Below are 25,935 nucleotides of genomic sequence, written 5' to 3'. Positions count from 1 at the left end.
CACGCCGCCCCCGGTCGCCTGCCTCAGTACGCGACCCAGGCATCGCGCCAGGCGAAACCGGTGCCCGGGCGATAGGCATCGGCGTTGATGTTGCACCACGCGCCTTCCGGGAACGGGCGGCAGGCATAAAGCTTGCCGTCGGTGCCCTTGACCACGGTTTCGCCCGGCGTGTAGCTGCCGATACCGGCCGGATACACGAAGTCGTAGTCGTCACCCGGCGGCGGATCGACCGGATCGACCGGGCCCGGCAGGCGGGTATCGATCTGGAACAGGTTGCCCGGCTTCAGGTAGACGCGGTTCTCGGTGGCCGAGGCGACCGGCGTGATCACGCCGTTCCTCATTACGCCCACACGCGCCTGCTGTGCACTGGCGTTGACCTTGCGGGCCAGCGCCAGCGGCCACTGGTTCGCAGCGGTCTGGCCTGCGGCCAAGGTGATCTCCGGACGCTCCAGATCATTGCCCTGGGCGTTGAACACGCGCAGCGTCAGGGTGGTGCCTTCTTCCAATGCACCGCGGGCGGTGACCGGGCCGGCGTCCTGCCACTGCGGCGGCGGTTCAACGCCACCACCGCCTTCGAAGCGCACATCCGCGCAGGTATAGAACGCTTCACCGGAATCCGAGCGCTGCCAGGTGTTGTAGATGATGTGCTGGCCGCTGCGCTTGGGCAGCGGGCAATCCAGCTTGTAGACGTCGCCGGAGACCGGCACGTTGCCCAGCGTGCAGAATTCCTGCAGGTCGGCCCAGCGCAGCGGGCTGCCCGGCTGCCAGCCGTCGCGGGTGACGTAGAACTTCCACTCGCGGGTAGCATGCGGGGCCGGTGCCTTGAACTCGAAGGTGTAGCGCCCGCGCGAATCGGCGCGGATCGGCGAGGTCGGCCAGTCACTGCGGTTCAGATCGAGGCCGCGGTACTTGCTGTTGCCGCCGCTGCACAACTCTCCATCTGGAACCACCGCTTGATGGTTGCCGTTGGCGTTGGCCTGGTTGACACCGGCCCAGTCGTAGAACGGCTGGGCGCCGCCGATGGCCTTGGCGGCGGCGCAGGCCGGGTTGGTCGGATTTTCGGGATTGCCCTGGTAACAGGCATAGACACGGCTGGCGGGTTTGGACAGGGTGCCGTGGGCGAACGCGCTGCCAGAGGTGGCAATGCCTGCGATCACAGACAGCGCGAAGACAGTCCGGTGTGACAGATGCATGGAGATCTCCTGTGGGTGGTGAAACCCCGCGAAGTCTCGGCATCCCGCCCGCCCGCATCCATCGGATTACGTTGAAAAAAGCATCGCGTGGTTGCATATGGGAACGGCTTCACACTCACGCGCTGTCGCGTCTCACGCTATGCAGGGAACGGCGCTCTGCCACCGTTCCCTGTACCCGGTCTCAGTATGCAATCCAAGCATCGCGCCATGCACTGCCCACACCGGGGCGATATGCCTCGGCATTGACGTTGCACCACGCACCTTCCGGGAACGGGCGGCAGGCGTACAGCTTGCCGTCGGCACCCTTCACCACGGTCTGGCCGGGGATGTAGCTGCCGATGCCCGCAGGGTACACGTGGTCGAAATCACCGCCCGGTGACGGCGTGCCCGCGTCCGGTACCTGGGTGTCGAGCTGGAAGCGGTTGCCGTCCTTCAGGTACACCCGGTTGTCGGTGGCCGAGGCGGCCGGCGTGATCACGCCGTTGCTGAGCACGCCCACGCGTGCGTGCTGCGCACTGGCGTTGACCTTGCGTGCCAGTACCAGCGGCCACTGTGCGGCGGCAGTCTGGCCGCTGGTCAGCGTGGCTTCCACGCGTTCGACATCATTGCCGTTGGCATTGAACACGCGCAGCGCCAACGTGGTGCCGACCGGCAGCTCGCCGCGCGCGGTGACCGGGCCGGCATCCTGCCACTGCGTTGCCGGTGCCGTTCCGCCGCCGCCCTGGAAGCGCACATCCATGCAGGTATAGAACGCCTCGGTCGAATCCGAGCGCTGCCAGGTGTTGTAGATCACATGCTGGCCGCTGCGCTGCGGCAACGTGCATTGCAGCTTGTAGGTGCCATCGGCCGACAGCGGTGTATTGCCCAGCGTGCAGAACTCCTGCAGGTCGGCCCAGCGCAGCGGGCTGCCCGGCTGCCAGCCTTCGCGGGTGACGAAGAAGCGCCAGTCACGGGTGGCGTGCGGTGCGGTCGCCTTGAACACGAAGGTGAACCTGCCATTGGCATCGGGCTGGATCGGCGTGGTCTGCCAGTCACTGCGGTTCACGTCGAGGCCGCGGAAGGTCGGGTTGTTGCCGCTGCACAGCTTGCCGTCGGGTACCACGGCCTGGTGGTTGCCATTGGCATTGGCCTGGTTGATGCCGTTCCAGTCGTAGAACGCCTGCGAACCGCCGATGGCCTTGGCGGCGGCACAGGCCGGGTTGGTCGGGTTCTCGGGGTTGCCCTGGAAACAGGCGTAGACGCGGCTGACAGGCGTGGTCATGGTGCCGTGGGCGAACGCGTTGCCGGCCAGGCACAGGCCCGCAGCCACGAACGAGGTGGCCAGCAACAGCGGTGTGGATCGGAATGACATGGCGCATCCTTGTGGTCGTCGAAAGGGAACGGTGACCGCAGGCGCTGCGCTGCGCGGCGGACTTCCGGCGGCACCACGGCGAGTATCGAGTCGCGATGCAGGCGACGGAACCATCGAAGTGCCGATCCGTGACTGCGCATGTGAAGCCCTTCCCGCAGGCTTCACGCAGGACTGAACAGATGCGCTGTATGTCACGTGATCGGCGTGGCATCGATCACGTCATGGAGATCGCGCTACGCGGTCCCGGTACCCACCCGATCTGCCTGGCACGAGAAACAGCCATGCGCCGCGTTGTGCAGCTGGACGAACGCCACCGACGGGTCGGCAAACAGTGCATCCAGATGGTCGGCCACCTCGGTGCCCGCACAGACCTGGGCACCGCACATCAGCGCGGCGTGGTCATAGGCACGCATCGAAATCATCCGGCGCTGCACATACGGGGGCACCTCGCCCGGCGTCAGGACGCAACGGGTCACGCCGCGCTGCACGAAGATCGGGCCGGCGGCGCGGTACGGCGAATGCAGCGGCAGGTGGACGTGGGACAGCAGGAGCAGCTCGCTGCCAGGCGCGGGATCGCTCAGGCTGATCCGGCAGGGATGTCCGCCGTTGGCGCCGGCCCAGCGACGCTGGATGCCGAGCGCGGCGAGCGCGCTGTCGCTCATCTCGAACAGGTGCAGGAAGGGGCGATGGTCGATGCCACCGAGGTACCACGTGTGCATGGGCGTCTCCTGGGTCTGCGGCGGATTCTGCGCGTGCGCCGGCGGCCGTGCTCGCCGTTTTCAGACCCCGCATCGCCGTCGGGCCGGGGCACTGGCCCATGGGGCGCTGCGGACCGCCGCCGATGCCGCCCTGTGCCGGCCGAGGCCGAGGGGCGGGACTGCCTGGTCTGGGCGGATTCGTCATTTGCCCATCGCCGTCGGCGCGCTGCCCGTGTAAGTTGGGTCACATCTTCCGCGGCAGCCCGTCGTGGTCGACAGGAACGTCCTCCAGGGGAAACGAGCACGATGCAAAGACACCACCTCGCGCTGGCCGGGATGCTGGCCAGCCTGATGCTTGCCGGGTGCAGCCAGCCGCCGCCGGCCGACGCCGGAAGTGCCAGCGATGCACCCAGCCGCCGCTTCGGCACGATCGACTTCCAGCCCTGCACGCTGTCTACCGAAGGCGCCAGCGCCAACGTGGAGGCGCAGTGCGCCACCCTGCAGGTGCCGGAGGACCGGGCCCAGCCCGGCGGTCGCCGGATCGGCCTGCGTATCGCCTGGCTGGAATCGGGCAGCAGCGGCGCCAGCCAGCCGGACCCGGTGTTCTTCCTGGCCGGCGGCCCCGGCCAGGCGGCCAGCGAGGTGGCGGTCGTCGTCGACACTGCACTGCGCCAGGTGCGCAAACAGCGCGACGTGTTCCTGATCGACCAGCGCGGCACCGGCGGCTCCAACCCGCTCAGCTGCCTGGGCGCGGACGGCAAGCCGCTGCAGGTGGACGAGGATGCCGCGCCTTCCGAGGCAGCGTTGCGCGACTACGCCCAGCGCTGTGCCGCATCGCTGCAGGGGCGTGCCGATGCGCGCTTCTACACCACCACCGAGGCGATCGCCGATCTGGATGCGGTGCGTGCGGCGCTCGGTGTGGACCAGCTCAACCTGGTTGGCGGCTCCTACGGTACCCGCGTGGCCCAGCGCTATGCCGGGGCCTACCCGCAGCACACCCGCAGCATCGTCATCGATGGCGTGGTACCGAACGAGCTGGTGGTCGGTGGCGACTTCGCAACCACCTTCGAGGATGCGATCGCCCTGCAGTCGGCGCAGTGCCGCAAGGATGCCGCGTGCAGCAAGCGTTTCCCGACCGATACCCGCGCGCAGCTGCGCAGCGTGGTCGACACCCTGCGCCGTGCACCGGTCTCGGTCGAGTATCGCGACCCGGGTACCAATGCACCCCGGCAGGATGTCCTGACGCCGGACAGCGTGGTCGGCCTTGCCTTCGCCTTCTCCTACGTGCCGCAATATTCCTCGCTGCTGCCACTGGTGCTGGATGAAGCCGCACAGGGGCGCTATTCCCCGTTGGCATCGCTGGCGCGCGGCGCGAACCGCAGCATGGATTTCCAGATCAACCGCGGCATGCAATGGTCGGTGATCTGCAGCGAGGATGCGCCGCGCTACCACGCGCCGGCCGAGGATCCCGAACGCCTGTTCGGCAACGAAGTGGCCAGTGCGTTCTTCGCGGCCTGCCCGGTGTGGCCGCACCGTCCGGCGCCGGCAACCGATGCCGTGCCGCTGCGCAGCGACGTGCCGGCACTGCTGCTGTCCGGTGAGCTGGACCCGGTGACGCCGCCGCGCTACGCCGCACAGGTGCTCAAGGGCCTGCCCAACGGCCGTGCGCTGGTCGCCCGTGGCCAGGGCCATGGCACGTTGACCGCCGGCTGCATGCCGCGGCTGCTCGGACAGTTCATCGACAAGACCGATGCCAAGGCGCTGGATGCCGGCTGCCTGGACACGCTGAGCTACGTGCCGGCGTTCACCTCGTTCAACGGATGGGAACCATGATCGTCGCCGACAACCTGCACAAGGCCTTCGATACCCGCACGGGCCGCATCCAGGCGGTCGCCAACGTCGGCTTCCGCGCCGGGGATGGGCAGATCACCGGCCTGCTCGGCCCCAATGGTGCCGGCAAGACCACCACCATGCGCATGCTGTACACACTGATGACGCCCGACCAGGGCAGCATCACTGTCGATGGCATCGATGCCGCCCTCAATCCGGTGGAGGTGCGCCGCCACCTCGGCGTGCTGCCCGATGCGCGTGGCGTCTACAAGCGCCTGACCGCGCGCGAGAACATCGCCTACTTCGGCGAACTGCATGGCTTGTCTGCCGAGCGCATCCGCGAACGCATCGAGGTGCTGTCGCACGCGCTGGACATGGGTGACATCCTCGACCGGCAGACCGATGGCTTCTCGCAGGGCCAGCGCACCAAGACCGCGATTGCCCGCGCGCTGGTGCACGACCCCCGCAACGTCATCCTCGATGAACCGACCAATGGCCTGGACGTGATGACCACGCGCGCGCTGCGCCGCTTCCTGCTGGGCCTGCGCGATGAGGGGCGCTGCGTGATCCTGTCCAGCCACATCATGCAGGAGGTGGGGGCGTTGTGTGACCACATCGTGATCATCGCCAAGGGCACGGTGATGGCTGCCGGCAGCGCCGACGAGCTGCGTGCGCAGGCCGGCGAAGCCAACCTGGAAGATGCGTTCGTGAAACTGATCGGCAGCGAAGAGGGCCTGCACGCATGAGCATGATGTCGACCCTGATGACGGTGATGCGCAAGGAACTGCGCGACCTGTCGCGTGACCGCCGCACGCTGCTGCTGACCCTGCTGTTCGGGCCGCTGTTGTACCCGGTGCTGCTGCTGGGCATGGGCAAGCTGGCCGAGAGCCGGGTGCGCACCCAGATCGAAGAGCCGTTGCAGATCCCGACCATCGGCGCCGAGAACGCGCCGAACCTGGTGCGCTTCCTCGCCGCACAGGGCCTCAATGCCGCACCGGCACCGAAGGACCTGGCCGAGGCCATCCGCACCCAGGACATCGATGTGGCGCTGCGCATCAGCGATGACTTCGGCAAGGACTGGGCCGAGGGCAAGCCGGCGCTGGTGGAGGTGATCAAGGACAGCACGCGTCGCGCGGCCGAAGTACCCAGTGCACGCCTGGAGGCGGCGCTGGCCACCTACAACGGCCAGGTCGGTGCACTGCGCCTGATGGCACGCGGCATCGACGCACAGGTGGCACGCCCGCTGGACGTGGCGCGCCAGGACCTGGCCAGTGCCGAGGCCAAGCGCGGCATGATCCTGTCGATGCTGCTGCCGGTATTGCTGACGCTGACCTCGTTCATCGGTGGCGCCTACCTGGTGATGGACGCCACCGCCGGCGAGCGCGAGCGGCAGTCGCTGGAGCCACTGCTGGCCACGCCGGGTTCGCGCAGCGCGATCGTCAGCGGCAAGATCGCCGCCGCCTGCGTGGTCGGTTTCGTGTCGCTGCTGCTGACCCTGGTCGCGTTCAAGGTGAGCGCGCAGATCGCGCCCGGCAACATCGGCCGCCAGTTCAACATGAACGTCGGCTCGATGCTGCAGATGCTGCTGGTGATGTTGCCGATGCTGCTGATCGGCACCTCGCTGCTGACCTTCCTGTCGGCCGCGGCCAAGAGCATGAAGGAAGCGCAGAGCCACATGACCTGGCTGATGCTGCTGCCGATGCTGCCCGGCTACGCACTGGTGGCCTATCCGCTGAAGAGCGAGCTGTGGCAGTACGCCGTGCCGTTCCTGTCGCAGAACCAGATGCTGCTGAAAGTGATCCGCCACGAGATCATCACCCCGGCGGTCTGGGCGATCTACCTCGGCGCCAGCCTCGGCCTGGCCGCCGTGCTGTGGTTCGCGGCCGTGCGCCGCTATCACAACGAACGCCTGGCCATCTCTGGCTGACTGCAACTGGTAGCGCCAGGCCATGCCTGGCGGATGGGGAACGAGGCCCGGTCATTCCGGGCCTCGTTGTTCTCAGGTTCGCGTTGCCTGCCACGCGGCGAAGCGCTGGGCGATCACCGGTGCCAGTCGGTCAAAGTTTTCCCAGGTATCGGCGACGTGGTACAGCGAAGGAAGATCGTCTGCCAGCAATTCGATGTAGTCATCGGGATACAGGCAGTCATCCGCTTGGTAGTACTCCAGCGTGAATGCGTTCGCTTCATCGTTGATCATTTCGTCAAGGAACTTGCCATCACACACCAGCAGGAACTGACCGGGTGTCATAGCACGCCGGGTCAAGGATTCCAGCTCCTCCTGCATGTCGTCGGCCAGTTCTTCGCCTGCCATACCCCGCAGTAGGAGCCATGCCACGTACATGCCGATATGCGTTGCACCGGCCTCGGGCGGAAGCTCGGCAGGAAAATCACCGTCGGAATGCCAGCTGGCGTCGTCGTACTTCATCTGTTCCCCTCCCGAAATCAGCAAGCAGCTTAGGTCGCAAGGAAGGATAGAGGGAGTGCTGGATACGTCAGCCCACCCTGTACCGCGCAGGCGTCACCCCCATCTCGCGCTTGAACACGGTGATGAACGCGCTCGGGGTGTCGTAGCCCATCGACAGCGCAACGCTGATCACCGGCTCGCCGGCCAGCAGGCGTGGCAGCGACAGCAGCACGCGCAGGCGCTGCCGCCAATGGCCCAGGGTCATGCCTGTTTCGGCCTGCCACCGGCGGGCGAGGCTGCGGCCGGACAGTCCGTTGGCGGCTGCCCACGCTTCGACGCTGCGAAGGTCGTCCGGCGACCGTGCCAGCGCCGCCGCGATCCGCCGCAACCGTCGATCCTGCGGTTGTGGCAAGGCAAGCGGCAAAGGCGTGCTGGCGGCGATCTCATCGGTGATCACGCCGGCCAGGCGTGCCTGCGCGGCGTCCAGCGCCTGATGTGGCCAACTCAGTGCGCGCATCATCGCCGCCTGCAACAGCACGTTCGGCTGGAAAATGCGCGGCACGGCGGGCAGCTCCAGACAGGCTTCGGCGTTGAAGTACAGGCTCCAGCCATCGAATGCCTCTGCCCCTACCAGGGCGTGAGGCAGCAAGGGTGGTATCCAGGCAACGTGCCCCGCCGGCAGCAACCAGTGCAGATCGCCGGCCTCGATCCGCAGCAGGCCGTGGTGGGCACCCAGTACTTGGCCGCGCACGTGCTGGTGGCGTGCGGTGCGGCGCCGTCCCGGCACCCGCAGCTGTGAGGCCAGGACGAGGGGACCGCCTTCGGCGTTCGCCAAAGCGGGGTCAATCAACGCGGGTGATGTCTGATCTGCCATATCCAATGGCAGTTATACGGCAGAAGTGCCACTGACTGGGCGGCACACTGGGCTCCCGATCCCACCGGAGCATCACCCATGCAGCCACACGACATCCTTCCCGACCATCAGAACGAGGTGCAGGTGAACGGCCTCACCGTGCGCAAGGGCAGCGTCGGCGCCTTCCTCGCCAGCGTCCGTGACTGGCAGGACCCCGCCAGCGATGACGCCACCCGCGCCACCGCCGAAGCCGACCTGCGTGCGCTACTGCCGGGCCTGCATGCGCTGGGCCTGTTCCAGGTGCTGGCCGCGCGTGATCCGGCACTGCAACGCCTGATCGACAGCCTCTCCTGAAACGAACACGGCCCGGACATGCCGGGCCGTGTGGTCATTGCGGGGCGGAAACGACTTAATCCCCTCCGTCCCCTTTTCGTGGTCAGCTGCCGCCCGGGGCGAACACCAGGGTGCGGCGGGTGGTGACCGGTGCGCTGACCGGCTCGAAGCGCCAGCGCTTGACCGCGTTCATGGCCTCACGATCGAAGACGCGCGACGGCGTTGCGCGCAGCACACGGGCGTTGGTCACCGAACCGTCGGTGCCGACGGTGATCTCCACCAGCACTTCGCCGGAGGTGCCTGCACGCAGCGCCTCGGACGGATAGCGCGGCGCCGGGGTGCTGACCGGGCGCAGGTTCGGCGCCGCAGCGGCCGCCGGAGCTGCAGCCTGGCGTGCGGCGCTGGCCTGCTGGGCGGCAGCCTGCTGCTGCTTCTGCTCGGCTTCGCGGCGGGCCGCAGCCTGGCGCTCGGCTTCCTGGCGCTCATTGTCGCGGCGGGCGGCGTCCTGCTGGGCAGCGATCTGCTTGGCCGCGTCGGCTTCCTTGGCACGCTGCTCGGCCAGGCGCTGCTGTTCGGTCTGCTGCTTGCTGCGGTCCTCGGCGTCCTTCTTCGCCTTCTCGGCTTCGGCCTCGGTGCGCTTGGCCGCGTTCTGCACGCCCTTGGCCAGGCCGTCCTTCAGGCGTGGCAGGGCCGGCGCGGACGCATCCACTTTCTCGATCAGTGCCACCAGGCGCTGCGCTTCGGTGTAGTCCTCGCGGCCCAGGTGCTGCTCGGCGGCGATCAGGGTGTACGGCAGCAGATCGGTCAGTGCGCTCTTCACCGAGGCGTCGTCCGGCGTCTTGTCGCGCAGGGCAAGGTAGTACTCGATGGCGTTGTCGCCGGCCGGCGCGTACATGCGGTTCTCGCGCAGGGCCTGGCTGGCCGACTCACGCAGCTGCTCGGTGCCCATCGACTGCACCTTGGCGGCAACCACCGGTGCGGCCGGTGCAGCGGCGGTGGGTGCGGCGGCCGGGGCCGGTGCGGCGGTTTCCTCCTTGCCCGAGCAGGCAGCCAGTGCCAGTGCCAGGGCAACCGGCAGCCACCGGCGCGCGGCGGTGATCGTTGAGACGTGCGACATCCTGCTCCCCTCTAGAAGACGACGTGACGTAAATCATTGATATGCATGGCCGGGACCTGCGGTCCGGGCGCGGCAGGGTGACGTTTCCCGACGCCACCGCCGGCAACGGCGAGGGTGCAATCTAGCATCCCGGCCGCCGCCGCGTACAAGAGCAGTGGCCGGGATGGGCAACGGCGGTCGTGCCGTTGCCGGCGCCGACCTCAGTGGTCGTGCGCCTTGTCGTGCGACTTGCTGTGGCCGTTGGACATCAGCTTGTCGGTCCAGGCGATGCCGATCGCCGACAGGATGAACACGCAGTGGATGATGGTCTGCCACAGCACGCCGTCCTGGGTCAGCATCGAGCAGCGGGCGACACCGATGTTGGCGGCGGCCACGCTCATCTGCTCCGGCGTGCACAGCGGGATGCCATTCAGTGCGCCACTGGCGATGAAGGTCTTCAGCAGGTGGATCGAGGAGATGCCGATGATCGCCATCGCCAGCTTCACCTTCAGCACGCTGGCATTGACGTGGCTCAGCCATTCCGGCTGGTCCGGGTGGCCTTCCAGGCGCAGGCGCGAGACGAAGGTCTCGTAGCCGCCGACGATCACCATCACCAGCAGGTTGGAGATCATCACCACGTCGATCAGGCCCAGCACGATCAGCATGATCTGCTGTTCACCCATCGACACCGAATGCGAGATCAGGTGCCACAGTTCCTTGCCGAACAGGAACACGTAGACGCACTGCGCCACGATCAGGCCCAGGTACAGCGGCAGCTGCAGCCAGCGCGAGGCGAAGATCAGCGTGGACAACGGGGAGAGCGGCGGGCGGTTTGCACTCATGCGGGGGATGCTGCGTTTCGGGGGAGAGGCGAGGTTACCGGCCCGCCATGACGGTGCCAAGCCAACTCACGCACTAGACTTCAGTTTCCTTTCCGCACCCCCGAGCCGACGCCATGATCGACCTGTATTACTGGCCCACCCCGAACGGCCATAAAGTGACCCTGCTGTTGGAGGAAACCGGCCTGGAGTACCGCATCCACCCGGTCAACATCGGCTCGGGCGACCAGTTCAAGCCGGAATTCCTCGCCATCTCGCCCAACAACAAGATGCCGGCCATCGTCGACCACGCCCCGGCCGACGGCGGCGCCCCGCAGAGCGTGTTCGAGTCCGGTGCGATCCTGCTGTACCTGGCCGAGAAGACCGGCCGCTTCCTGCCCAGCGATCCGCGCGGCCGCGTCACCACCCTGGAATGGCTGTTCTGGCAGATGGCGGGCCTGGGCCCGATGAGCGGCCAGATGGGGCATTTCAATGTGTATGCTCCGGAAAAGATCCCGTATGCGATCGAGCGCTATGACAACGAAGTGCGCCGCCTGCATGGGGTGATGGACAAGCGCCTGGCCCAGCACGCCTTCCTGGCCGGCGACGCGTACACCATCGCCGACATGGCCAGTTACCCCTGGATCGGCGCCTACGACACGCTGCCGGTGGACTTCGCCGCGTTCCCGAACCTCAAGCGCTGGCACGAGGCCATCGCCGCGCGCCCGGCCACCCAGCGCGCCTATGCGCTGCGCCAGCAGGTGAACCCGAACGCCGGCAAGCCGCTCAGCGACGAAGAACGCAAGCACCTGTTCGGCCAGCGCTGACCCCGGCATCTGAAGGTGGGTGCCGACCGTTGGTCGGCACTCGTCCGCACTGCTTATGGGCAGAAGGTCATGCTGCCTTCCCGCACGGGCTTGGTTAGGATGAGGGACGACCGTCCCGCGCCCCGCGTGGAGGCGGACCTGCCGTTTGCCGGGATCCTCCATGCGCCATCTGTTCGCTTCGCTCGCCCTCATGCTCGCCACCAGTACCGCCGCCCACGCCGAAAAGCTGACCCTGGAAGCCATCACCGGCCCGCTGCCGCTGTCCGGCCCGACCCTGATGAAGCCCAAGGTGGCGCCGGACGGTTCGCAGGTCAGCTTCCTGCGCGGCAAGGACAGCGACCGCAACCAGCTGGACCTGTGGACCTACGACATCGGCAGCGGCCAGACCCGCCTGCTGGTTGATTCCAAGGTGGTGCTGCCCGGCGCCGAGACCCTCAGCGATGAGGAAAAGGCCCGACGCGAGCGCCAGCGCATCGCCGCGATGACCGGCATCGTCGATTACCAGTGGTCGCCGGACGCGCAGCGCCTGCTGTTCCCGTTGGGCGGCGAACTCTACCTGTACGACCTCAAGCAGCAGGGCCAGGCGGCCGTGCGCCAGCTGACCCACGGTGAAGGCTTCGCCACCGACGCCAAGCTGTCGCCCAAGGGCGGTTTCGTCAGCTTCATCCGCGGCCGCAACCTGTGGGTGATCGATCTGGCCAGTGGCAAGCAGCTGCAGCTGACCCGCGACGGCGGCACCACCATCGGCAACGGCGTGGCCGAGTTCGTCGCCGACGAGGAAATGGATCGCCATACCGGTTACTGGTGGGCGCCGGATGACTCGGCCATTGCCTTTGCCCGCATCGACGAGGCGCCGGTGCCGGTGCAGAAGCGCTACGAGGTCTACGCCGACCGCACCGATGTGATCGAACAGCGTTACCCGGCCGCCGGCGACGCCAACGTGCGCGTGCAGCTGGGCGTGATCGCACCGGCCGCCGATGCGCAGCCGCGCTGGATCGACCTGGGCAAGGAACAGGACATCTACCTGGCCCGCGTCGATTGGCGCGATGCGCAGCACCTGAGTTTCCAGCGCCAGTCGCGTGACCAGAAGCAGCTGGACCTGGTCGAAGTGGCGCTCGACTCCAACCGCCAGCGCGTGCTCGCCCACGAGACCAGCCCGACCTGGGTGCCGCTGCACAACAGCCTGCGCTTCCTTGAAGATGGCAGCGTGCTGTGGTCGTCCGAGCGCACCGGCTTCCAGCACCTGTACCGCATCGACAGCAAGGGCAAGGCCACTGCGCTGACCCATGGCAACTGGCCGGTGGACGAACTGCTGGCGGTCGATGAGAAGGCCGGCAAGGCCTACTTCCGTGCTGGCATCGAGACCTCGCGCGAAAGCCAGATCTACGCGGTGTCGCTGCAGGGCGGTGAGCCGCAGCGCCTGTCGAAGGCGCCGGGCATGCACAGCGCCAGCTTCGCCCGCAATGCCAGCGTCTACGTGGACAGCTGGTCCAACAGCACCACGCCGCCGCAGATCGAACTGTTCCGCGCCAACGGCGAGAAGATCGCCACGCTGGTCGAGAACGACCTGGCCGATCCCAGGCACCCGTATGCGCGCTACCGCGATGCGCAGCGCCCGGTCGAGTTCGGCACGTTGATGGCTGCCGACGGCAAGACCCCGTTGAACTACAGCCTGATCAAGCCGGCCGGCTTCGATCCGTCCAAGCGCTACCCGGTGGCGGTGTACGTCTACGGCGGCCCGGCCAGCCAGACCGTCACTGACAGTTGGCCCGGCCGTGGCGACCATCTGTTCAACCAGTACCTGGCCCAGCAGGGCTACGTCGTGTTCTCGCTGGACAACCGCGGCACCCCGCGCCGCGGCCGCGACTTCGGTGGTGCGCTGTACGGGAAGCAGGGCACGGTGGAAGTGACCGACCAGCTGCGCGGCGTGGCCTGGCTGAAGCAGCAGCCGTGGGTCGACCCGGCGCGCATCGGCGTGCAGGGCTGGTCCAACGGCGGTTACATGACCCTGATGCTGCTGGCCAAGGCATCGAACCAGTACGCCTGTGGCGTGGCCGGCGCACCGGTCACCGATTGGGGCCTGTATGACAGCCACTACACCGAACGCTACATGGACCTGCCGGCGCGCAACGAAGCGGGGTACCGCGAAGCGCGCGTGCTGACCCATATCGACGGCCTGCGTTCGCCGTTGCTGCTGATCCACGGCATGGCCGATGACAACGTGCTGTTCACCAACTCGACCAGCCTGATGAGCGCGCTGCAGAAGCGCGGGCAGCCGTTCGAGCTGATGACCTATCCGGGTGCCAAGCATGGCCTGTCCGGCGCCGATGCCCTGCATCGCTACCGTGTGGCCGAAGCCTTCCTGGGACGCTGCCTGAAGCCCTGATGCACAAACGGGAAGGAGCCCGCCGATGACACTGCCGCCGCCGATTCCCACCCATGGCCCGAAGCCTGCCGGCTGGTGGTCCCGTCACTGGCGCTGGGCGATGCCGCTGGCCGTGCTGCTGGTGTTGGCCGGTGCCGGTGGCGTGGTGGCCTGGAGCGTGCTGCGCTGGAGCGAGGCGGCACGCGAGAGCCCGCCGATGCGCGAGGCGATGCGCCGCGCCGGATGCAGCATCGAACTGGTGGAAGCCTTCGGCGAGCCGCTGCGTGCCGAATCGATGCCGCTGGGCAGCATGCAGACCGCGATCAATGGCCAGCGCGACGTCGGCCTGACCGTGGCCCTGGAAGGCCCGCGCGCGCACGGCCGGCTGTTCGTGAAGGGCACCCGCAGCGACGACGTCTGGGACTATCCGGTGATGTATGTGCTGGGCGAGAACAAGCAGACCTTCGACCTGACCGCGCTGGATGATGACGAGGCCGCGCAGGAATGCGAGCTGCAGGCCTGCCGCGAACGCGGCGAATGCCCGCTGGCCGCGGCGTTGTGACCTCCGGCCGATTGTCGCCACCGCGCTGAGCGCGTAGGGTGCGGGCAACCCTGTCCTGGAGTGCACCATGAAGCCGATCGCGTTGGCCGTTGCCCTGGCCCTGACTGCCGCCCCGCTGATGTTCGCACCGCCGGCGCTGGCGGCACCCGCCACCAAGGCCGCTACTCCGGCCAGCCCGGCCTGGGTGGCCCGCAGCAACGCATTGGCGCAGATCCTGCTCGATGCGCAGGGCCCGTTCCAGCCGGAAGAAACCGGCTTCTTCGGCGTGCCCGGCTATGACGACAAGGTGGCCGACCTCGGTGCGGACAACGGCAAGCGCTACCGCGCGGCGATGGCCAAGGCGCGCGACGAACTGAAGGCGAAGCTGGCCACCGAGCAGGATCCCAACGTCCGCCAGGACCTGGAGATCATGATCCACGCCGCCAACCAGAACATCGAGGGCAGCGAGCTCAACGAGAAGTACCTGCTGCCGTGGACCGATGCACCGCAGACCGTGTTCAGCGGCCTCAACCTGCTGCTGTCCGACCAGGTGCCGGCCGAGCGCCGGGCCAAGGCGATCGACCGCCTCAAGGCCTACGCCGGGCTGCAGCCGGGTGGCACCGCGTTCACCACGCTGGCCCGCCAGCGTTACGAAGAGCGCTTGAAGGACGGCAGCCTGCTGCAGCCGACGAAGATCGAAGTGCAGCAATCGCTGGACAACGTCGAGACGTACATCACCGGCATCGAGTCGCTGCTGAAGAAGTACCAGATCGCCGGCGCCGATGAGGCAATGAAGGCCCTGGCCGGGCAGATGAAGGACTACGCCGCCTGGACCCGCAAGGACGTGCTGCCGAAGGCACGCACCGATGCGCGCCTGCCGGCGCCGCTGTACGCCTACCAGCTCAAGCAGGTCGGCATCGATATCGACCCGAAGCTGCTGATGCAGCGCGCGCAGCTGGAGTTCATGGAAACCCGCTCGGCGATGCAGCAGCTGGCGCCGCTGGTGGTGAAGGACAAGGGCCTGAAGGTGGCCGATCCGAGCGACCCGGTGGCGGTGATCCGCGCGCTGAAGGCCGACAAGATCGCCGACGACCAGCTGGAAGGCCACTACCGCAAGGTGATCGATGCGATCGATCCGCTGATCCGCGAGCATGCCATCGTCGATGTACCCAAGCGCGCCATGCAGATGCGCCTGGGTTCGGCCGCCGAGAGCGCGGCCAGCCCGGCCCCGCATTTCCTGCCGGCGCCGCTGGTCAACAACACCGGGCAGCAGGGCACCTTCGTGCTGCCGCTGGGCAACCCGGCGGCGGGCCCGGGCGCACAATACGACGATTTCAACTTCGGTGCGGCGGCATGGACGCTGAGCGCGCATGAAGGCCGCCCCGGCCACGAGCTGCAGTTCACCGCAATGGTCGAGCGTGGTGTCTCGCTGGCACGCACCATGTTCGCGTTCAATTCGGTGAACGTTGAAGGCTGGGCGCTGTATGCCGAGGCCGAGATGGTGCCGTACGAGCCGCTGGACGGGCAGATGATCGCCCTGCAGTTCCGCCTGCTGCGGGCCGCACGCGCAATGCTTGACCCGATGCTCAACCTCGGCCTGACCGACCGCGCCAACGGCGAACGCGTGCTGATGGAGCAGGTCGGCCTGTCCAAGGCGATGGCCACCCAGGAACTGGACCGCTACATGGTGCGCATGCCGGGCCAGGCGGGCAGCTACTTCTACGGTTACACCCGCATCCTGGAACTGCGCATGCAGACCGAGCTGGCACTGGGTGCGAAGTTCGACCGCCTGGCCTTCAACAACTTCCTGCTCGACCAGGGCCTGCTGCCGCCGGACCAGCTGGCCGATGCGGTAAACAAGGTGTTCGTGCCGAAGTACCGGCAGAAATAATCGGTAGCGCCGGGCCATGCCCGGCGAGCGCAGCGGGAGAGACGCCGGGCATGGCCCGGCGCTACCCGCGGTGACGCTGCCGCCTCACCGCTGCGGCGTGATCACCTGGGTCGGCAGCCGTGCCGGCGGTTCCGGATTGGGTACCCAGATCGCCACGCCGGCGGCGCGCTTCTGCGTGGTCGGAATACCGATGCCGACGCCACCCCCCACATGCGAGCCAAAGGTGCCGGCACCCACCGACATGCCGACCGGCGAGCCGCTGCTGCCCACGCCCATCAGCACCACGCCATTGGCGCCCAGTGCCGCCGCTTCACGCTTCAGGCGTGCCACCGCGGCATCGGTCTGGCCCTGCGTGCCGAAGCCCACGGCAGATGCCGATTCCAGCTGCGCGATTTCCTGCGAGCCGGCCGGTGGCGTGGAATAGATCTGCACCAGTGCCGGATCGATCGGCGCGCGGGCGCGCCCCAGCATGACCTTGGAGGTGCTGGCACAACCGGCGGCGACCAGCAGGATGGCCGCCAGCGCGGCCCAACGGATGTTCATGGCACGACCCCTGTAGGACTGGTTGCGATCATCGGCGGGCCACTCTGAATCGGCGCCAACACCCGGGCCAGGGCACCCACGGCAGCACGCTAGCACGCGTCGGGTGACAGCCCCGCCAACGGCAGTAGGCGGCGACTGCGGGAACGACTATGGTGGACAGACAGAACCAACTGCGGGAGAGCGGAATGGGCGTGATCAGTCTGTTGTGGGGCGTACTGGCGCTGTTGTGGATGATCCTGGCGCTGATTCCGCTGCTTGGCTGGGGCAACTGGTTCCTGATCCCGTTCGCCGCCGTCGGCGCGGTGATCGCCGCGCTGGGCATCCTGTTTACCCACCCGACCAAGCGCGGTCGGGCCTGGGCCGGGCTGGTGCTGAACGGCATCGTGGTGGTGGTCGGCATCCTGCGCCTGGGCCTGGGCGGCGGCGTGATCTGAATCCCGGCGCCGGGTGCGACAGGGCGTCGCAGGCGCACGGCCGGTGGCCGGGCAGGGGCGTACAATGAGCGGCTGCGCGAGCCCCCCGCGTGCCTGTGATTCCGCGCTTGGCGCGGCTGCCCGATGATCATCCGACCCCGTCCCCACGGCTGGCAACTGCTGTACATCCTGCGCGGCTCGATCGTCAAAGCGATCGCGCCGAAGGTGCTGGCCATCCTGATCCTGTCCATTGCCGTGGCGGCCGTGGTGGAACTGGCCCCGCCGACCGGCATCGAACGCGTGTCGGTCACGCCGTTCACCCTGCTCGGCCTGGTCCTGTCGATCTTCCTCAGCTTCCGCAACAGCGCCTGCTATGACCGCTGGTGGGAAGGCCGCAAGCTGTGGGGCCAGCTGATCTACGAATCGCGTTCGCTGGCGCGCCAGGTGCACCTGCTGCTGGCCGATGACGGCGGCCGCCGTCGCCGCATCGCGTACCTCACCACCGCGTTCGCCCATGCGCTGGCCGCGCGCCTGCGTGGGCGCGTCGTGGCCCTGGTCGCCTTGCCATGGCTGGACAAGCCGCAGCGCGAGCAGCTGGGCCAGCGCGAGAACGTGCCGGATGCATTGCTGTCGATGATCGCCGCCGAGCTGGCCCAGGCGCTGCGCGCCGGCGAGCTCGATCCGATCCTCTACGCACAGCTGGAGGAGCGCCTGCACGCGATGTCGTCGATCCAGGCCGGCTGCGAGCGCATCCTCACCACGCCGCTGCCGTTCGCCTACACCCTGCTGCTGCATCGCTGCGCGTGGATGTTCTGCGTGCTGCTGCCGTTCGGCCTGGCCAGTTCGCTGGGCTGGGGTACGCCGGTGCTGTCGGCGGTGCTGGCCTACGCCTTCTTCGGCCTGGACCAGCTGGGCGAAGAAATGGAAGACCCGTTCGGCCTGGAGCCGAACGACCTGCCGCTGGACGCGCTGGTGCGCACGATCGAGATCGACCAGCTCGACGCGCTCGGCGAACGCCCCTTGCCCGAACCCCTGCTGCCGCAGGGTTACCTGTTGCAATAGCCACTCCTCGGAGCCTGCCATGTCCCATCCGCTTTACCGCCCGCGCCGCATGCGCCACGACGAGTTCTCGCGCCGCCTGATGCGCGAGAACACGCTGACCACCGACGACCTGATCTACCCGGTGTTCGTGCACGAACTGGCGGGCCGCACCGCAGTGCCGTCGATGCCGGGCGTGGAGCGGCTGTCGATCGAAGAGCTGCTGAAGGTGGCCGAAGAGGCGCTGGAGCTGGGCATTCCGGTAATCGACCTGTTCCCGGTGATCGACCCGTCGCTGAAGTCGCTGGACGCATCGGCGGCGTGGGCCGAGGACGGCCTGGCGCAGCGTGCGATACGCGCGCTGAAGTCGCGCTTCCCGGAACTGGGCGTGATGACCGATGTGGCGCTGGACCCGTACACCACCCACGGCCAGGACGGCATCATCGACGACAAGGGTTACGTGCTCAACGACATCACGGTCGAAGCGCTGGTCAAGCAGTCGGTGTCGCACGCCGAGGCCGGTGTGGACATCGTCTCGCCGTCGGACATGATGGACGGTCGCATCGGAGCGATCCGCCGTGCGCTGGATGCCGACAACCACATCAACGTGCGCATCATGGCCTACTCGGCCAAATACGCCTCGGCGTTCTACGGCCCGTTCCGTGATGCGGTGGGCAGCGCGGCCAGCCTCGGCAAGGCCGACAAGACGACCTACCAGATGGACCCGGCCAACGGCGACGAGGCTCTGCGCGAGATCGCGCTGGACCTGGAAGAGGGCGCCGACATGGTGATGGTCAAGCCGGGCATGCCGTACCTGGACCTGGTGCGCCGGGTGAAGGAGACGTTCGGCGTGCCGACCTTCGCCTACCAGGTCAGTGGCGAGTACGCGATGATGAAGGCCGCCTTCGCCAACGGCTGGCTGGACGAGCGTGCCTGCGTGCTGGAGTCGCTGCTGGGCTTCAAGCGAGCCGGTGCCGACGGCGTGCTGACCTATTTCGCGCCGCAGGTGGCGCGATGGCTGCGCGAGCGCTGACAATAGCGCCACGATAGACGGAGGACTGCGCGATGGGACCCGAACTGGGATGGATGCAATGGCTGATCTGGGGCATCGGTACGCTGGTGTTCGGCGCCATCATCGTCGCTGTCTTCATCGCCGCATGGCGCGCGGGCAAGCGCCCACCGGAGCAGCTCTCCGCCGCCCGCCGCGTGGCCCGTGAGCAGGCCCTGCCGGACAGCGTGCAGGCCGAGCTGGCTGCGTTGAACCAGCGCAAGGACAACGGCCAGCTGAGCGAGATGGAGTACGAGCAGTTGCGCGCCAAGGTGCTGTCGCGCTGACGGGCAATCCCCGGGGTCGGATCCCTTTCCGCAGGAAAGGGCTCTGACCCCTTCGCGGGCGCCATCCACGCATGGCGTGGATCTACCGCACGCACCCGGCCACCGCCGTCACCCTCGGCACCGCCAACCGGTACACGTCCACGCCACCGGCGCGCGGCGCCTTTGCCGCGCTGCTGGCCACCATCATCTCGCCGGGCTTGGCGTTGTCGATCACCGGCGCGCCGGTCCAGCCGCCGGCCTGGTTGAACGACAGCCCCAGCGGCTGCAGCGCCACACCGCTCCACGCACAGCCGCTGCTCCAGACCTGCGCGGTACTGCCGTGGCTGCGGCTGAACACCACGGCGCCGTCATGGCCCAGCCAGTCGCCGTCGGTCTCGTCGTCGGCGCTGTTCAACGCGCTCAGTGCGGTGGCCGGGCCACGCACGCCCTGCGCATCCAGCGTCGCTACGAACAGATCCCAGCCGGCGCCATGGCCCTGCTGGCGGGCAAACAACAGCTGCTTGCCATCTGCGCTCAGGGCCGGTCCGCGCTCTTCCCGGCGCCCGCCGTCACCGGCCAGCGGCTGCGCCGGGCCCAGCCGGCCATCGGTGGCCAGCGCAGCGCGGTACAGCGCCAGCGCGCCCTCGCGACCGGCCGCGAACAGCAGCCAGCGGCCGTCACGGCTGAAGTAGGGATCGCGGGCTTCACCGGCCACGCCGACCGGCAGTGCCTGTGCCTGCTGCCAACGACCGTCGACCACGCGTGCCTCCCACAGGCTCCAGCCGGCTTCGCCGCGGCGGGCGAAGACGATGCGCTGGCCATCGGCGCTGATCGTGGCGCGGCCCTCGTCGGTGCGGGTCGAGACCACGCCCATGCCTTCGATGCCGTACTCGTTCAACGCCATCGCCACGGGGGCAGAGAGTAGACTGGCGGCGAGCACCAGCAGGGGCGGGGTGATGCGCATCATCCGGTTCCATGCACGAACAGAGCATCAGTCTAGCCAGCTTGAGGATTCCATGACCGACCGTTACGCCGTCTTCGGACACCCCGTCGCCCATTCGAAGTCGCCGCAGATCCATGCGACGTTCGGTCGCCAGGAAGGCATCGCCATCGACTATCGCGCGATCGACCTGGCCCCGGAGGCGTTCCTGGCCGGCCTGGAGGCCTTCGCTGCCGAGGGCGGTGTCGGCGCCAACGTCACCCTGCCACACAAGGAAGCCGCGTTCTCGGCATGCACCACGCTGACCGCACGGGCGCGCCGCGCCGGCTCGGTCAACACGCTGCTGCGCAAGGGCGACCGCTGGCACGGCGACACCACCGATGGCATCGGCCTGGTGCGCGACCTGACCGACCGCCACGGCCTGGACCTGCGCGGCCGCCGCGTGCTGATGATCGGTGCCGGTGGCTCGGCGCGCAGCGTCGCACCGGCGCTGCTCGATGCCGGCATCACCGAACTGGTGGTGGTCAACCGCACGCCGGAGCGCGCCGACGAACTGATCGATGCCATGGGCGAACCCGGCCGCGCGATCAGCCGCTACTGGGAGGACCTGCGCGAGCTGGGCGACTTTGAACTGATCGTCAACGCCACCTCGGCGGGCCGCGACCGCGACGTCGAGTTCAAGCTGCCGCTGTCGCTGGTCAATTCGATGACCACCGCCGTCGACCTGAACTACGGCGAGGCGGCCATCGCCTTCCTGGCCTGGGCCCGTGCGGCGCAGTGCCGTAACACCGTCGACGGCCTGGGCATGCTGGTCGAGCAGGCTGCCGAGAGCTTCCTGCAGTGGCACGGCGTACGCCCGCAGACCGACGAGGTCTACCAGGCGCTGCGCCAGGGCCCGGCTGTGTTGGCCGGCGAGGACTGATCGATGGACGGCACGACCCTGATGGTGACCGTGCTGAGCATGGTCGGTGTGCGCCTGCCGGTGCTGATCGCGCTGTGCGTCGGCCTGGTCTGGGTGATCGGTGCGCCGCGTGATGCGACCCGCACCGGCGCGCTGGTCGGCCTGCTGCTGTTGCTGTTGTCCAGCCTGGGCGGCCTGGCCGCGGGTGTCCTGCCGATGTGGCTGGTCAGCAGTGGCAACTTCAGCGCCATCTCGGGCATGAGCGCCATCTTCGGCGTGCTGCACTTCGCGCTGGCGATGGTCGAGGCCATCGGCGTGGTGCTGCTGGTGTGGGCGCTGGTGCGCCTGCTGCGGCTGCGCGGCAACGCGGTGCAGTGACACCCCGGTGACGGCCCAGGGCCGTCGCCCGCAGCGTACGGTGTGTTCATCCAGCCGCCGGGCGTCGCCGCTGCCCCGTTCAGGCAGGCAGCGGCGGCGGACATGGCCGGCCATGCGACAATGACCGGCCCGATCCAGCCACGGTAATTCCCGGCGTGACCGAAACCGTCGCCGCTCCGCGCACGCTCGATGACACCTTGAAGGACGCGATCCGCAAGGCGTACACGACGCTGCAGGCTAATACTCCCGGCTTCTCCACCCGCCGCTCGCAGAGCCAGATGATCGGCGTGGTGTCGCGCGCGCTGTCGAAGAGCGGCGGCGTTGGCGTGGTCGAGGCGCCGACCGGCGTCGGCAAGAGCCTGGGTTACCTCACCGCGGGCGTACCCATTGCGCTGGCCACCAAGAAGAAGCTGGTGATCAGCACCGGCACCGTGGCGCTGCAGTCGCAGCTGGTCGAGCGGGATATCCCGAATTTCCTCAAGGCCACCGGCCTGGAAGCAACCGTGGCGCTGGCCAAGGGCCGTACCCGCTACCTGTGCACGCGCAACGCGGCCGAAGCACAGGGCGAGGGCTCGCAGGGCGGCATGTTCGAGGAGGATGCACCACTGTTCGACCGGCCGCTGGCGCCGATCGAGATGGACATCGCCAAGCGCCTGACCGATGCCTTTACCGGCGGCAGCTGGGACGGCGATATCGACAATGCGCCGGAGACCATCAGCCCCGGCCTGCGCAGCCGCATCACCACGCCGGCCTCGGGCTGCGCCGGGCGCCGTTGTGCGTATTCGGCGCAGTGCGCGGTGCTGCGTTCACGCAACACCGTGCGCGATGCGCAGATCGTGGTCACCAACCACGCACTGCTGCTGTCGGCGCTGTCGATCGGCGACAGCGACAACGGCCAGCCGTTGATCGCGCCGCCGTCGGACATGCTGCTGGTGCTGGACGAAGGCCATCACATCGGCAACGTGGCGATCGACCAGGGCGCGGCCAGCCTCGCGCTGGATGAAATGGCCAAGCGTACCGGCCGCCTGCAGATCCTGATTGCCGGTGCCTACCGCGCGGTCGACAAGGACCGCCTCGGCAACCTGCTGCCGAACGAAGCGATCGAGGTGGCCAGCAACGTCGCCAAGCAGCTGCGCGCGTTCCGCGATCACATCGAGCGGGTGTGGATGCCGGCGCCGGCGGACGAGGAGCCAATGTGGCGTGCGGCCAATGGACGCCTGCCCGAGGCCTGGCGCGAGCCGATCGAGGCACTGGCCGACGAGACCCGCAGCCTCTACAACTGGGCGCATGCCGCCACCGCGCAGGTGGCCAAGGGCAAGCCGGACGATGCCGCGCGCGAGCGCCTGCAGCGCAACCTGGGCATGGCGCTGGAAATGATCGAGCAACAGTACAACCTGTGGCAGGCGTGGCGCCGCGAGGACAAGGACGGCGCGCCGCCGATGGCGCGCTGGGTCACTGCTACCCGCGACGGCGACCTGGTGCTGCACGGCTCGCCGGTGTCGGCCGCGCACGTGCTGCGCAAGCTGCTGTGGGATGAAGTGGATTCGGTGGTGATGACCTCGGCGACGCTGACCGGCGGCGGCGATTTCCAGTCGCTGGCGATCGACAACGGCATCCCCGAAGAGGCCGAGATGGTCTCGCTGTCGTCGCCGTTCGACCTGCCCAACCAGGCCGAGCTGATCGTGCCGAAGTTTCCGGTCACCCCCGACGATCGCGAAGGCCATCCCCGCGAAGTGGCGCGCTACCTGGACACCGAGCTGGATTGGGCCAAGGGCTCGATGGTGCTGTTCACCTCGCGCTGGAAGATGGAAAAGGTGGCCGGCCTGATGTCGGCGGCGCGCCGCAAGCAGGTGCTGGTGCAGGGCGAGATGTCCAAGACCCGGCTGATCGAAGAGCACCTGCGCCGCGTCGAAGCGGGTGAGGGTTCGGTGCTGTTCGGCCTGAACTCGTTCGGCGAAGGCCTCGACCTGCCCGGCGAAGCCTGCACCACGGTGGTGATCACCCAGGTACCGTTCGCGGTGCCGACCGATCCGCAGACCGCCACGCTCAGCGAATGGTTCGAGGGCCGCGGGCTCAATGCGTTCAACCTGATCGCCATTCCGCACGCGCTGCGCACGTTGACCCAGTTCGCCGGTCGCCTGATCCGCACCTCCACCGACACCGGCCGCGTGATCATCCTCGATTCGCGGCTGCTGACCCGCCGCTACGGCAAGCGCATCATCGACGCGCTGCCGCCGTTCAAGCGCGTGATCGGCTGAAAAAAGGGGACGGAGGGGATTAAGTCGTTTGTGCCTCAAACGACTTAATCCCCTCCGTCCCCTTTTCCCAGATGCCGGCCAGCGGCCGGCACTACCGCGCACGGATCAATCGCCGAGCAGGGCGGTGTTGCGTACGGCGCCCTTGTCGGCACTGGTGGCGAGCAGGGCGTAGGCCTTCAACGCGCTGGTGACCTTGCGCGGGCGCGGTGCGCGTGGCTTCCAGCCGCGTGCATCGGCCTCGCTGCGGCGCTGGGCCAGCGTGGCCTCATCCAGCAGCAGGTCGATGCGGCGGGCCGGGATGTCGATGCGGATGCGGTCGCCATCTTCCACCAGGCCGATCGCGCCGCCACTGGCCGCTTCCGGCGAAACGTGGCCGATCGACAGCCCCGAGGTGCCACCGGAGAAGCGGCCATCGGTGAGCAGCGCGCACTGCTTGCCCAGTCCCTTCGACTTCAGGTAGCTGGTCGGGTACAGCATCTCCTGCATGCCCGGGCCGCCCTTCGGGCCCTCGTAACGGATCACCACGACGTCGCCCGGTTGTACCTCGTCGGCGAGGATGCCGGCGACGGCGGCGTCCTGGCTTTCATAGACGCGCGCGGGGCCTTCGAACACATGGATCGATTCGTCCACGCCGGCGGTTTTCACCACGCAGCCATCGACGGCCAGATTGCCGCGCAGCACAGCCAGGCCACCCTCCAGCGAATACGCATGTTGCAGCGAGCGGATGCAGCCCTCGGCGCGGTCCAGGTCCAGCGCGGGCCAGCGGGTGGCCTGGCTGAAGGCCTCCTGCGTGGGGATGCCGGCCGGACCGGCCTTGAAGAAGGTGTGCAGGGTGTCGTTGTCACTGCGCACCACGTCCCAGCGCTCCAGCGCCTCGGCCAGGCTGGCGCTGTGCACGGTCGGCACTGTGGTATCGAGCAGGCCGGCGCGATCCAGCTCCCCGAGGATGCCGAACACGCCGCCGGCGCGGTGCACGTCCTCGATGTGGTACTTCGGTGTGTTCGGCGCCACCTTGCACAGCTGCGGGACGCGTCGCGACAGCGCGTCGATGTGGGTCAGGTCGAAGTCGACCTCCGCTTCCTGCGCTGCGGCCAGCAGATGCAGGATGGTGTTGGTGGAGCCGCCCATGGCGATGTCCAGGGTCATCGCGTTGGCGAACGCGGCCTGGGTGGCGATCCCGCGCGGCAGCGCGCTCGGGTCTTCGCCGCCGTACCAGCGATGGCAGAGCTCGACGATCAGGCGGCCGGCGCGGCGGAACAGCGCCTCGCGGTCGGCATGGGTGGCCAGCGTAGTGCCGTTGCCGGGCAGCGACAGGCCCAGCGCTTCGGTCAGGCAGTTCATCGAGTTGGCGGTGAACATGCCCGAGCAGGAGCCGCAGGTGGGGCAGGCGCTGCGTTCAAAGGCCGCGACTTTCTCGTCGGAGGCGCTGTCATCGGCGGCCACCACCATCGCGTCGACCAGGTCCAGCTTGTGCTCGGACAGCTTTGTCTTGCCCGCTTCCATCGGCCCGCCGGAGACGAACACCACCGGGATGTCCAGGCGCAGCGCAGCCATCAGCATGCCGGGGGTGATCTTGTCGCAGTTGCTGATGCACACCAGCGCGTCGGCGCAGTGCGCGTTGACCATGTACTCCACGGCGTCGGCGATGATCTCGCGGCTGGGCAGCGAATACAGCATGCCGTCGTGGCCCATCGCGATGCCGTCGTCCACGGCGATGGTGTTGAATTCCTTGGCGACGCCACCGACCTGTTCGATTTCGCGCGCGACCAGCTGGCCGAGGTCCTTCAGGTGCACGTGGCCGGGCACGAACTGGGTGAAGGAGTTGGCGATGGCAATGATCGGCTTGTGGAAGTCGCCGTCCTTCATGCCGGTGGCACGCCACAGGGCGCGGGCGCCGGCCATGTTGCGGCCGGCGGTGGAGGTGCGGGAACGGTATTCGGGCATGGCGGG

Annotated in this window: 25 protein-coding genes; 15 read left to right on the top strand and 10 right to left on the bottom strand. The window is 68.1% G+C overall.

Features of this window, described 5'->3' with window-relative positions:
- Positions 1-23 precede the first annotated feature (23 nt).
- From ACZ75I_RS18815 to ACZ75I_RS18805, 3 genes are all read right to left on the bottom strand, one after another.
- Complete coding sequence (locus tag ACZ75I_RS18815) at positions 24-1,193, bottom strand: lytic polysaccharide monooxygenase (protein ID WP_134968860.1); 1,170 nt, start codon at positions 1,191-1,193, stop codon at positions 24-26.
- 181 nt (positions 1,194-1,374) lie between these two features.
- Positions 1,375-2,544 carry a lytic polysaccharide monooxygenase gene (locus tag ACZ75I_RS18810; RefSeq protein ID WP_472958511.1) on the bottom strand — a complete coding sequence of 390 codons (1,170 nt, stop codon included), beginning with the start codon at positions 2,542-2,544 and terminating at the stop codon, positions 1,375-1,377.
- Between the two features lie 233 nt (positions 2,545-2,777).
- Positions 2,778-3,263 carry a DUF1203 domain-containing protein gene (locus ACZ75I_RS18805; protein ID WP_061478993.1) on the bottom strand — a complete coding sequence of 162 codons (486 nt, stop codon included), beginning with the start codon at positions 3,261-3,263 and terminating at the stop codon, positions 2,778-2,780.
- 285 nt (positions 3,264-3,548) lie between these two features.
- Between ACZ75I_RS18805 and ACZ75I_RS18800 the strand changes: the two genes are divergently transcribed.
- Genes ACZ75I_RS18800 through ACZ75I_RS18790 form a run of 3 tightly spaced genes read left to right on the top strand, consistent with a single transcriptional unit; the run spans position 3,549 to position 6,999 of the window.
- The gene (locus ACZ75I_RS18800) at positions 3,549-5,075 is read left to right on the top strand and encodes an alpha/beta hydrolase (protein ID WP_472958510.1); all 1,527 of its coding nucleotides are present in this window, start codon (positions 3,549-3,551) and stop codon (positions 5,073-5,075) included.
- Positions 5,072-5,818, top strand: a complete 747-nt coding sequence (locus ACZ75I_RS18795) for an ABC transporter ATP-binding protein (protein WP_134968857.1) — start codon at positions 5,072-5,074, stop codon at positions 5,816-5,818. Before ACZ75I_RS18800 ends, ACZ75I_RS18795 begins: the two co-directional genes overlap by 4 nt.
- On the top strand, positions 5,815-6,999 hold the full coding sequence (locus ACZ75I_RS18790; protein ID WP_053496786.1) for an ABC transporter permease: 1,185 nt from the start codon (positions 5,815-5,817) through the stop codon (positions 6,997-6,999). Before ACZ75I_RS18795 ends, ACZ75I_RS18790 begins: the two co-directional genes overlap by 4 nt.
- Positions 7,000-7,071: 72 nt before the next feature.
- Here the strand turns inward: ACZ75I_RS18790 and ACZ75I_RS18785 are convergent, their stop codons facing one another.
- Both ACZ75I_RS18785 and ACZ75I_RS18780 read right to left on the bottom strand, forming a co-directional pair.
- Positions 7,072-7,497: a DUF7832 domain-containing protein gene (locus ACZ75I_RS18785; RefSeq protein ID WP_061478996.1), complete on the bottom strand. Its 426-nt coding sequence runs from the start codon at positions 7,495-7,497 to the stop codon at positions 7,072-7,074.
- Between the two features lie 67 nt (positions 7,498-7,564).
- On the bottom strand, positions 7,565-8,350 hold the full coding sequence (locus ACZ75I_RS18780) for an AraC family transcriptional regulator (RefSeq protein WP_180869405.1): 786 nt from the start codon (positions 8,348-8,350) through the stop codon (positions 7,565-7,567).
- Positions 8,351-8,428: 78 nt separating this feature from the next.
- Here ACZ75I_RS18780 and ACZ75I_RS18775 point away from each other — a divergent pair, with 78 nt between their 5' ends.
- Positions 8,429-8,683, top strand: coding sequence for a hypothetical protein (locus ACZ75I_RS18775; RefSeq protein WP_061478998.1), 255 nt, complete (start codon positions 8,429-8,431; stop codon positions 8,681-8,683).
- Positions 8,684-8,765: 82 nt separating this feature from the next.
- Here the strand turns inward: ACZ75I_RS18775 and ACZ75I_RS18770 are convergent, their stop codons facing one another.
- Positions 8,766-9,779, bottom strand: a complete 1,014-nt coding sequence (locus ACZ75I_RS18770) for an energy transducer TonB (protein WP_061478999.1) — start codon at positions 9,777-9,779, stop codon at positions 8,766-8,768.
- Positions 9,780-9,979: 200 nt separating this feature from the next.
- A complete protein-coding gene (locus ACZ75I_RS18765; protein ID WP_472958509.1) occupies positions 9,980-10,600 on the bottom strand; it encodes a TIGR00645 family protein in 621 nt (206 codons plus the stop codon).
- A 113-nt stretch (positions 10,601-10,713) separates the two neighbouring features.
- Between ACZ75I_RS18765 and ACZ75I_RS18760 the strand changes: the two genes are divergently transcribed.
- From ACZ75I_RS18760 to ACZ75I_RS18745, 4 genes are all read left to right on the top strand, one after another.
- Complete coding sequence (locus ACZ75I_RS18760) at positions 10,714-11,403, top strand: glutathione binding-like protein (RefSeq protein WP_472958508.1); 690 nt, start codon at positions 10,714-10,716, stop codon at positions 11,401-11,403.
- Between the two features lie 160 nt (positions 11,404-11,563).
- Complete coding sequence (locus ACZ75I_RS18755) at positions 11,564-13,789, top strand: S9 family peptidase (RefSeq protein ID WP_472958507.1); 2,226 nt, start codon at positions 11,564-11,566, stop codon at positions 13,787-13,789.
- Positions 13,790-13,814: 25 nt separating this feature from the next.
- Positions 13,815-14,330, top strand: a complete 516-nt coding sequence (locus ACZ75I_RS18750) for a cytochrome c oxidase assembly factor Coa1 family protein (RefSeq protein ID WP_049414402.1) — start codon at positions 13,815-13,817, stop codon at positions 14,328-14,330.
- A 67-nt stretch (positions 14,331-14,397) separates the two neighbouring features.
- Positions 14,398-16,200, top strand: coding sequence for a DUF885 domain-containing protein (locus ACZ75I_RS18745; protein ID WP_061479003.1), 1,803 nt, complete (start codon positions 14,398-14,400; stop codon positions 16,198-16,200).
- A gap of 84 nt (positions 16,201-16,284) precedes the next feature.
- Here the strand turns inward: ACZ75I_RS18745 and ACZ75I_RS18740 are convergent, their stop codons facing one another.
- On the bottom strand, positions 16,285-16,743 hold the full coding sequence (locus ACZ75I_RS18740) for a hypothetical protein (protein ID WP_005420187.1): 459 nt from the start codon (positions 16,741-16,743) through the stop codon (positions 16,285-16,287).
- 185 nt (positions 16,744-16,928) lie between these two features.
- On the opposite strand from ACZ75I_RS18740, the gene ACZ75I_RS18735 reads away from it, so the two are divergent.
- From ACZ75I_RS18735 to ACZ75I_RS18720, 4 genes are all read left to right on the top strand, one after another.
- On the top strand, positions 16,929-17,177 hold the full coding sequence (locus ACZ75I_RS18735; protein WP_005420185.1) for a hypothetical protein: 249 nt from the start codon (positions 16,929-16,931) through the stop codon (positions 17,175-17,177).
- 123 nt (positions 17,178-17,300) lie between these two features.
- Positions 17,301-18,218, top strand: coding sequence for a bestrophin family protein (locus tag ACZ75I_RS18730; RefSeq protein ID WP_472958506.1), 918 nt, complete (start codon positions 17,301-17,303; stop codon positions 18,216-18,218).
- A 19-nt stretch (positions 18,219-18,237) separates the two neighbouring features.
- Entirely contained in the window at positions 18,238-19,227 is a 990-nt protein-coding gene (hemB, locus tag ACZ75I_RS18725) for a porphobilinogen synthase (protein WP_472958505.1), read from the top strand.
- A 32-nt stretch (positions 19,228-19,259) separates the two neighbouring features.
- Positions 19,260-19,529, top strand: coding sequence for an SHOCT domain-containing protein (locus tag ACZ75I_RS18720; RefSeq protein WP_180869410.1), 270 nt, complete (start codon positions 19,260-19,262; stop codon positions 19,527-19,529).
- An 82-nt stretch (positions 19,530-19,611) separates the two neighbouring features.
- On the opposite strand, the gene ACZ75I_RS18715 is transcribed toward ACZ75I_RS18720, so the two are convergent.
- Positions 19,612-20,475, bottom strand: coding sequence for a TolB family protein (locus ACZ75I_RS18715; protein WP_180869411.1), 864 nt, complete (start codon positions 20,473-20,475; stop codon positions 19,612-19,614).
- Between the two features lie 49 nt (positions 20,476-20,524).
- Here ACZ75I_RS18715 and aroE point away from each other — a divergent pair, with 49 nt between their 5' ends.
- The 3 genes from aroE to dinG all read left to right on the top strand — a co-directional run bounded on the left by aroE (position 20,525) and on the right by dinG (position 23,985).
- Positions 20,525-21,370, top strand: coding sequence for a shikimate dehydrogenase (gene aroE / locus ACZ75I_RS18710; protein WP_088497020.1), 846 nt, complete (start codon positions 20,525-20,527; stop codon positions 21,368-21,370).
- A gap of 3 nt (positions 21,371-21,373) precedes the next feature.
- On the top strand, positions 21,374-21,727 hold the full coding sequence (locus ACZ75I_RS18705; protein WP_180869412.1) for a hypothetical protein: 354 nt from the start codon (positions 21,374-21,376) through the stop codon (positions 21,725-21,727).
- Between the two features lie 155 nt (positions 21,728-21,882).
- Entirely contained in the window at positions 21,883-23,985 is a 2,103-nt protein-coding gene (gene dinG, locus ACZ75I_RS18700) for an ATP-dependent DNA helicase DinG (protein ID WP_180869413.1), read from the top strand.
- A 105-nt stretch (positions 23,986-24,090) separates the two neighbouring features.
- Here dinG and ilvD read toward each other — a convergent pair whose 3' ends face one another.
- Entirely contained in the window at positions 24,091-25,929 is a 1,839-nt protein-coding gene (ilvD, locus tag ACZ75I_RS18695) for a dihydroxy-acid dehydratase (protein WP_061479009.1), read from the bottom strand.
- Positions 25,930-25,935 lie beyond the last annotated feature (6 nt).

Source organism: Stenotrophomonas sp. X (assembly GCF_055721025.1).
This window is presented reverse-complemented; position numbering and strand designations above follow the sequence as displayed.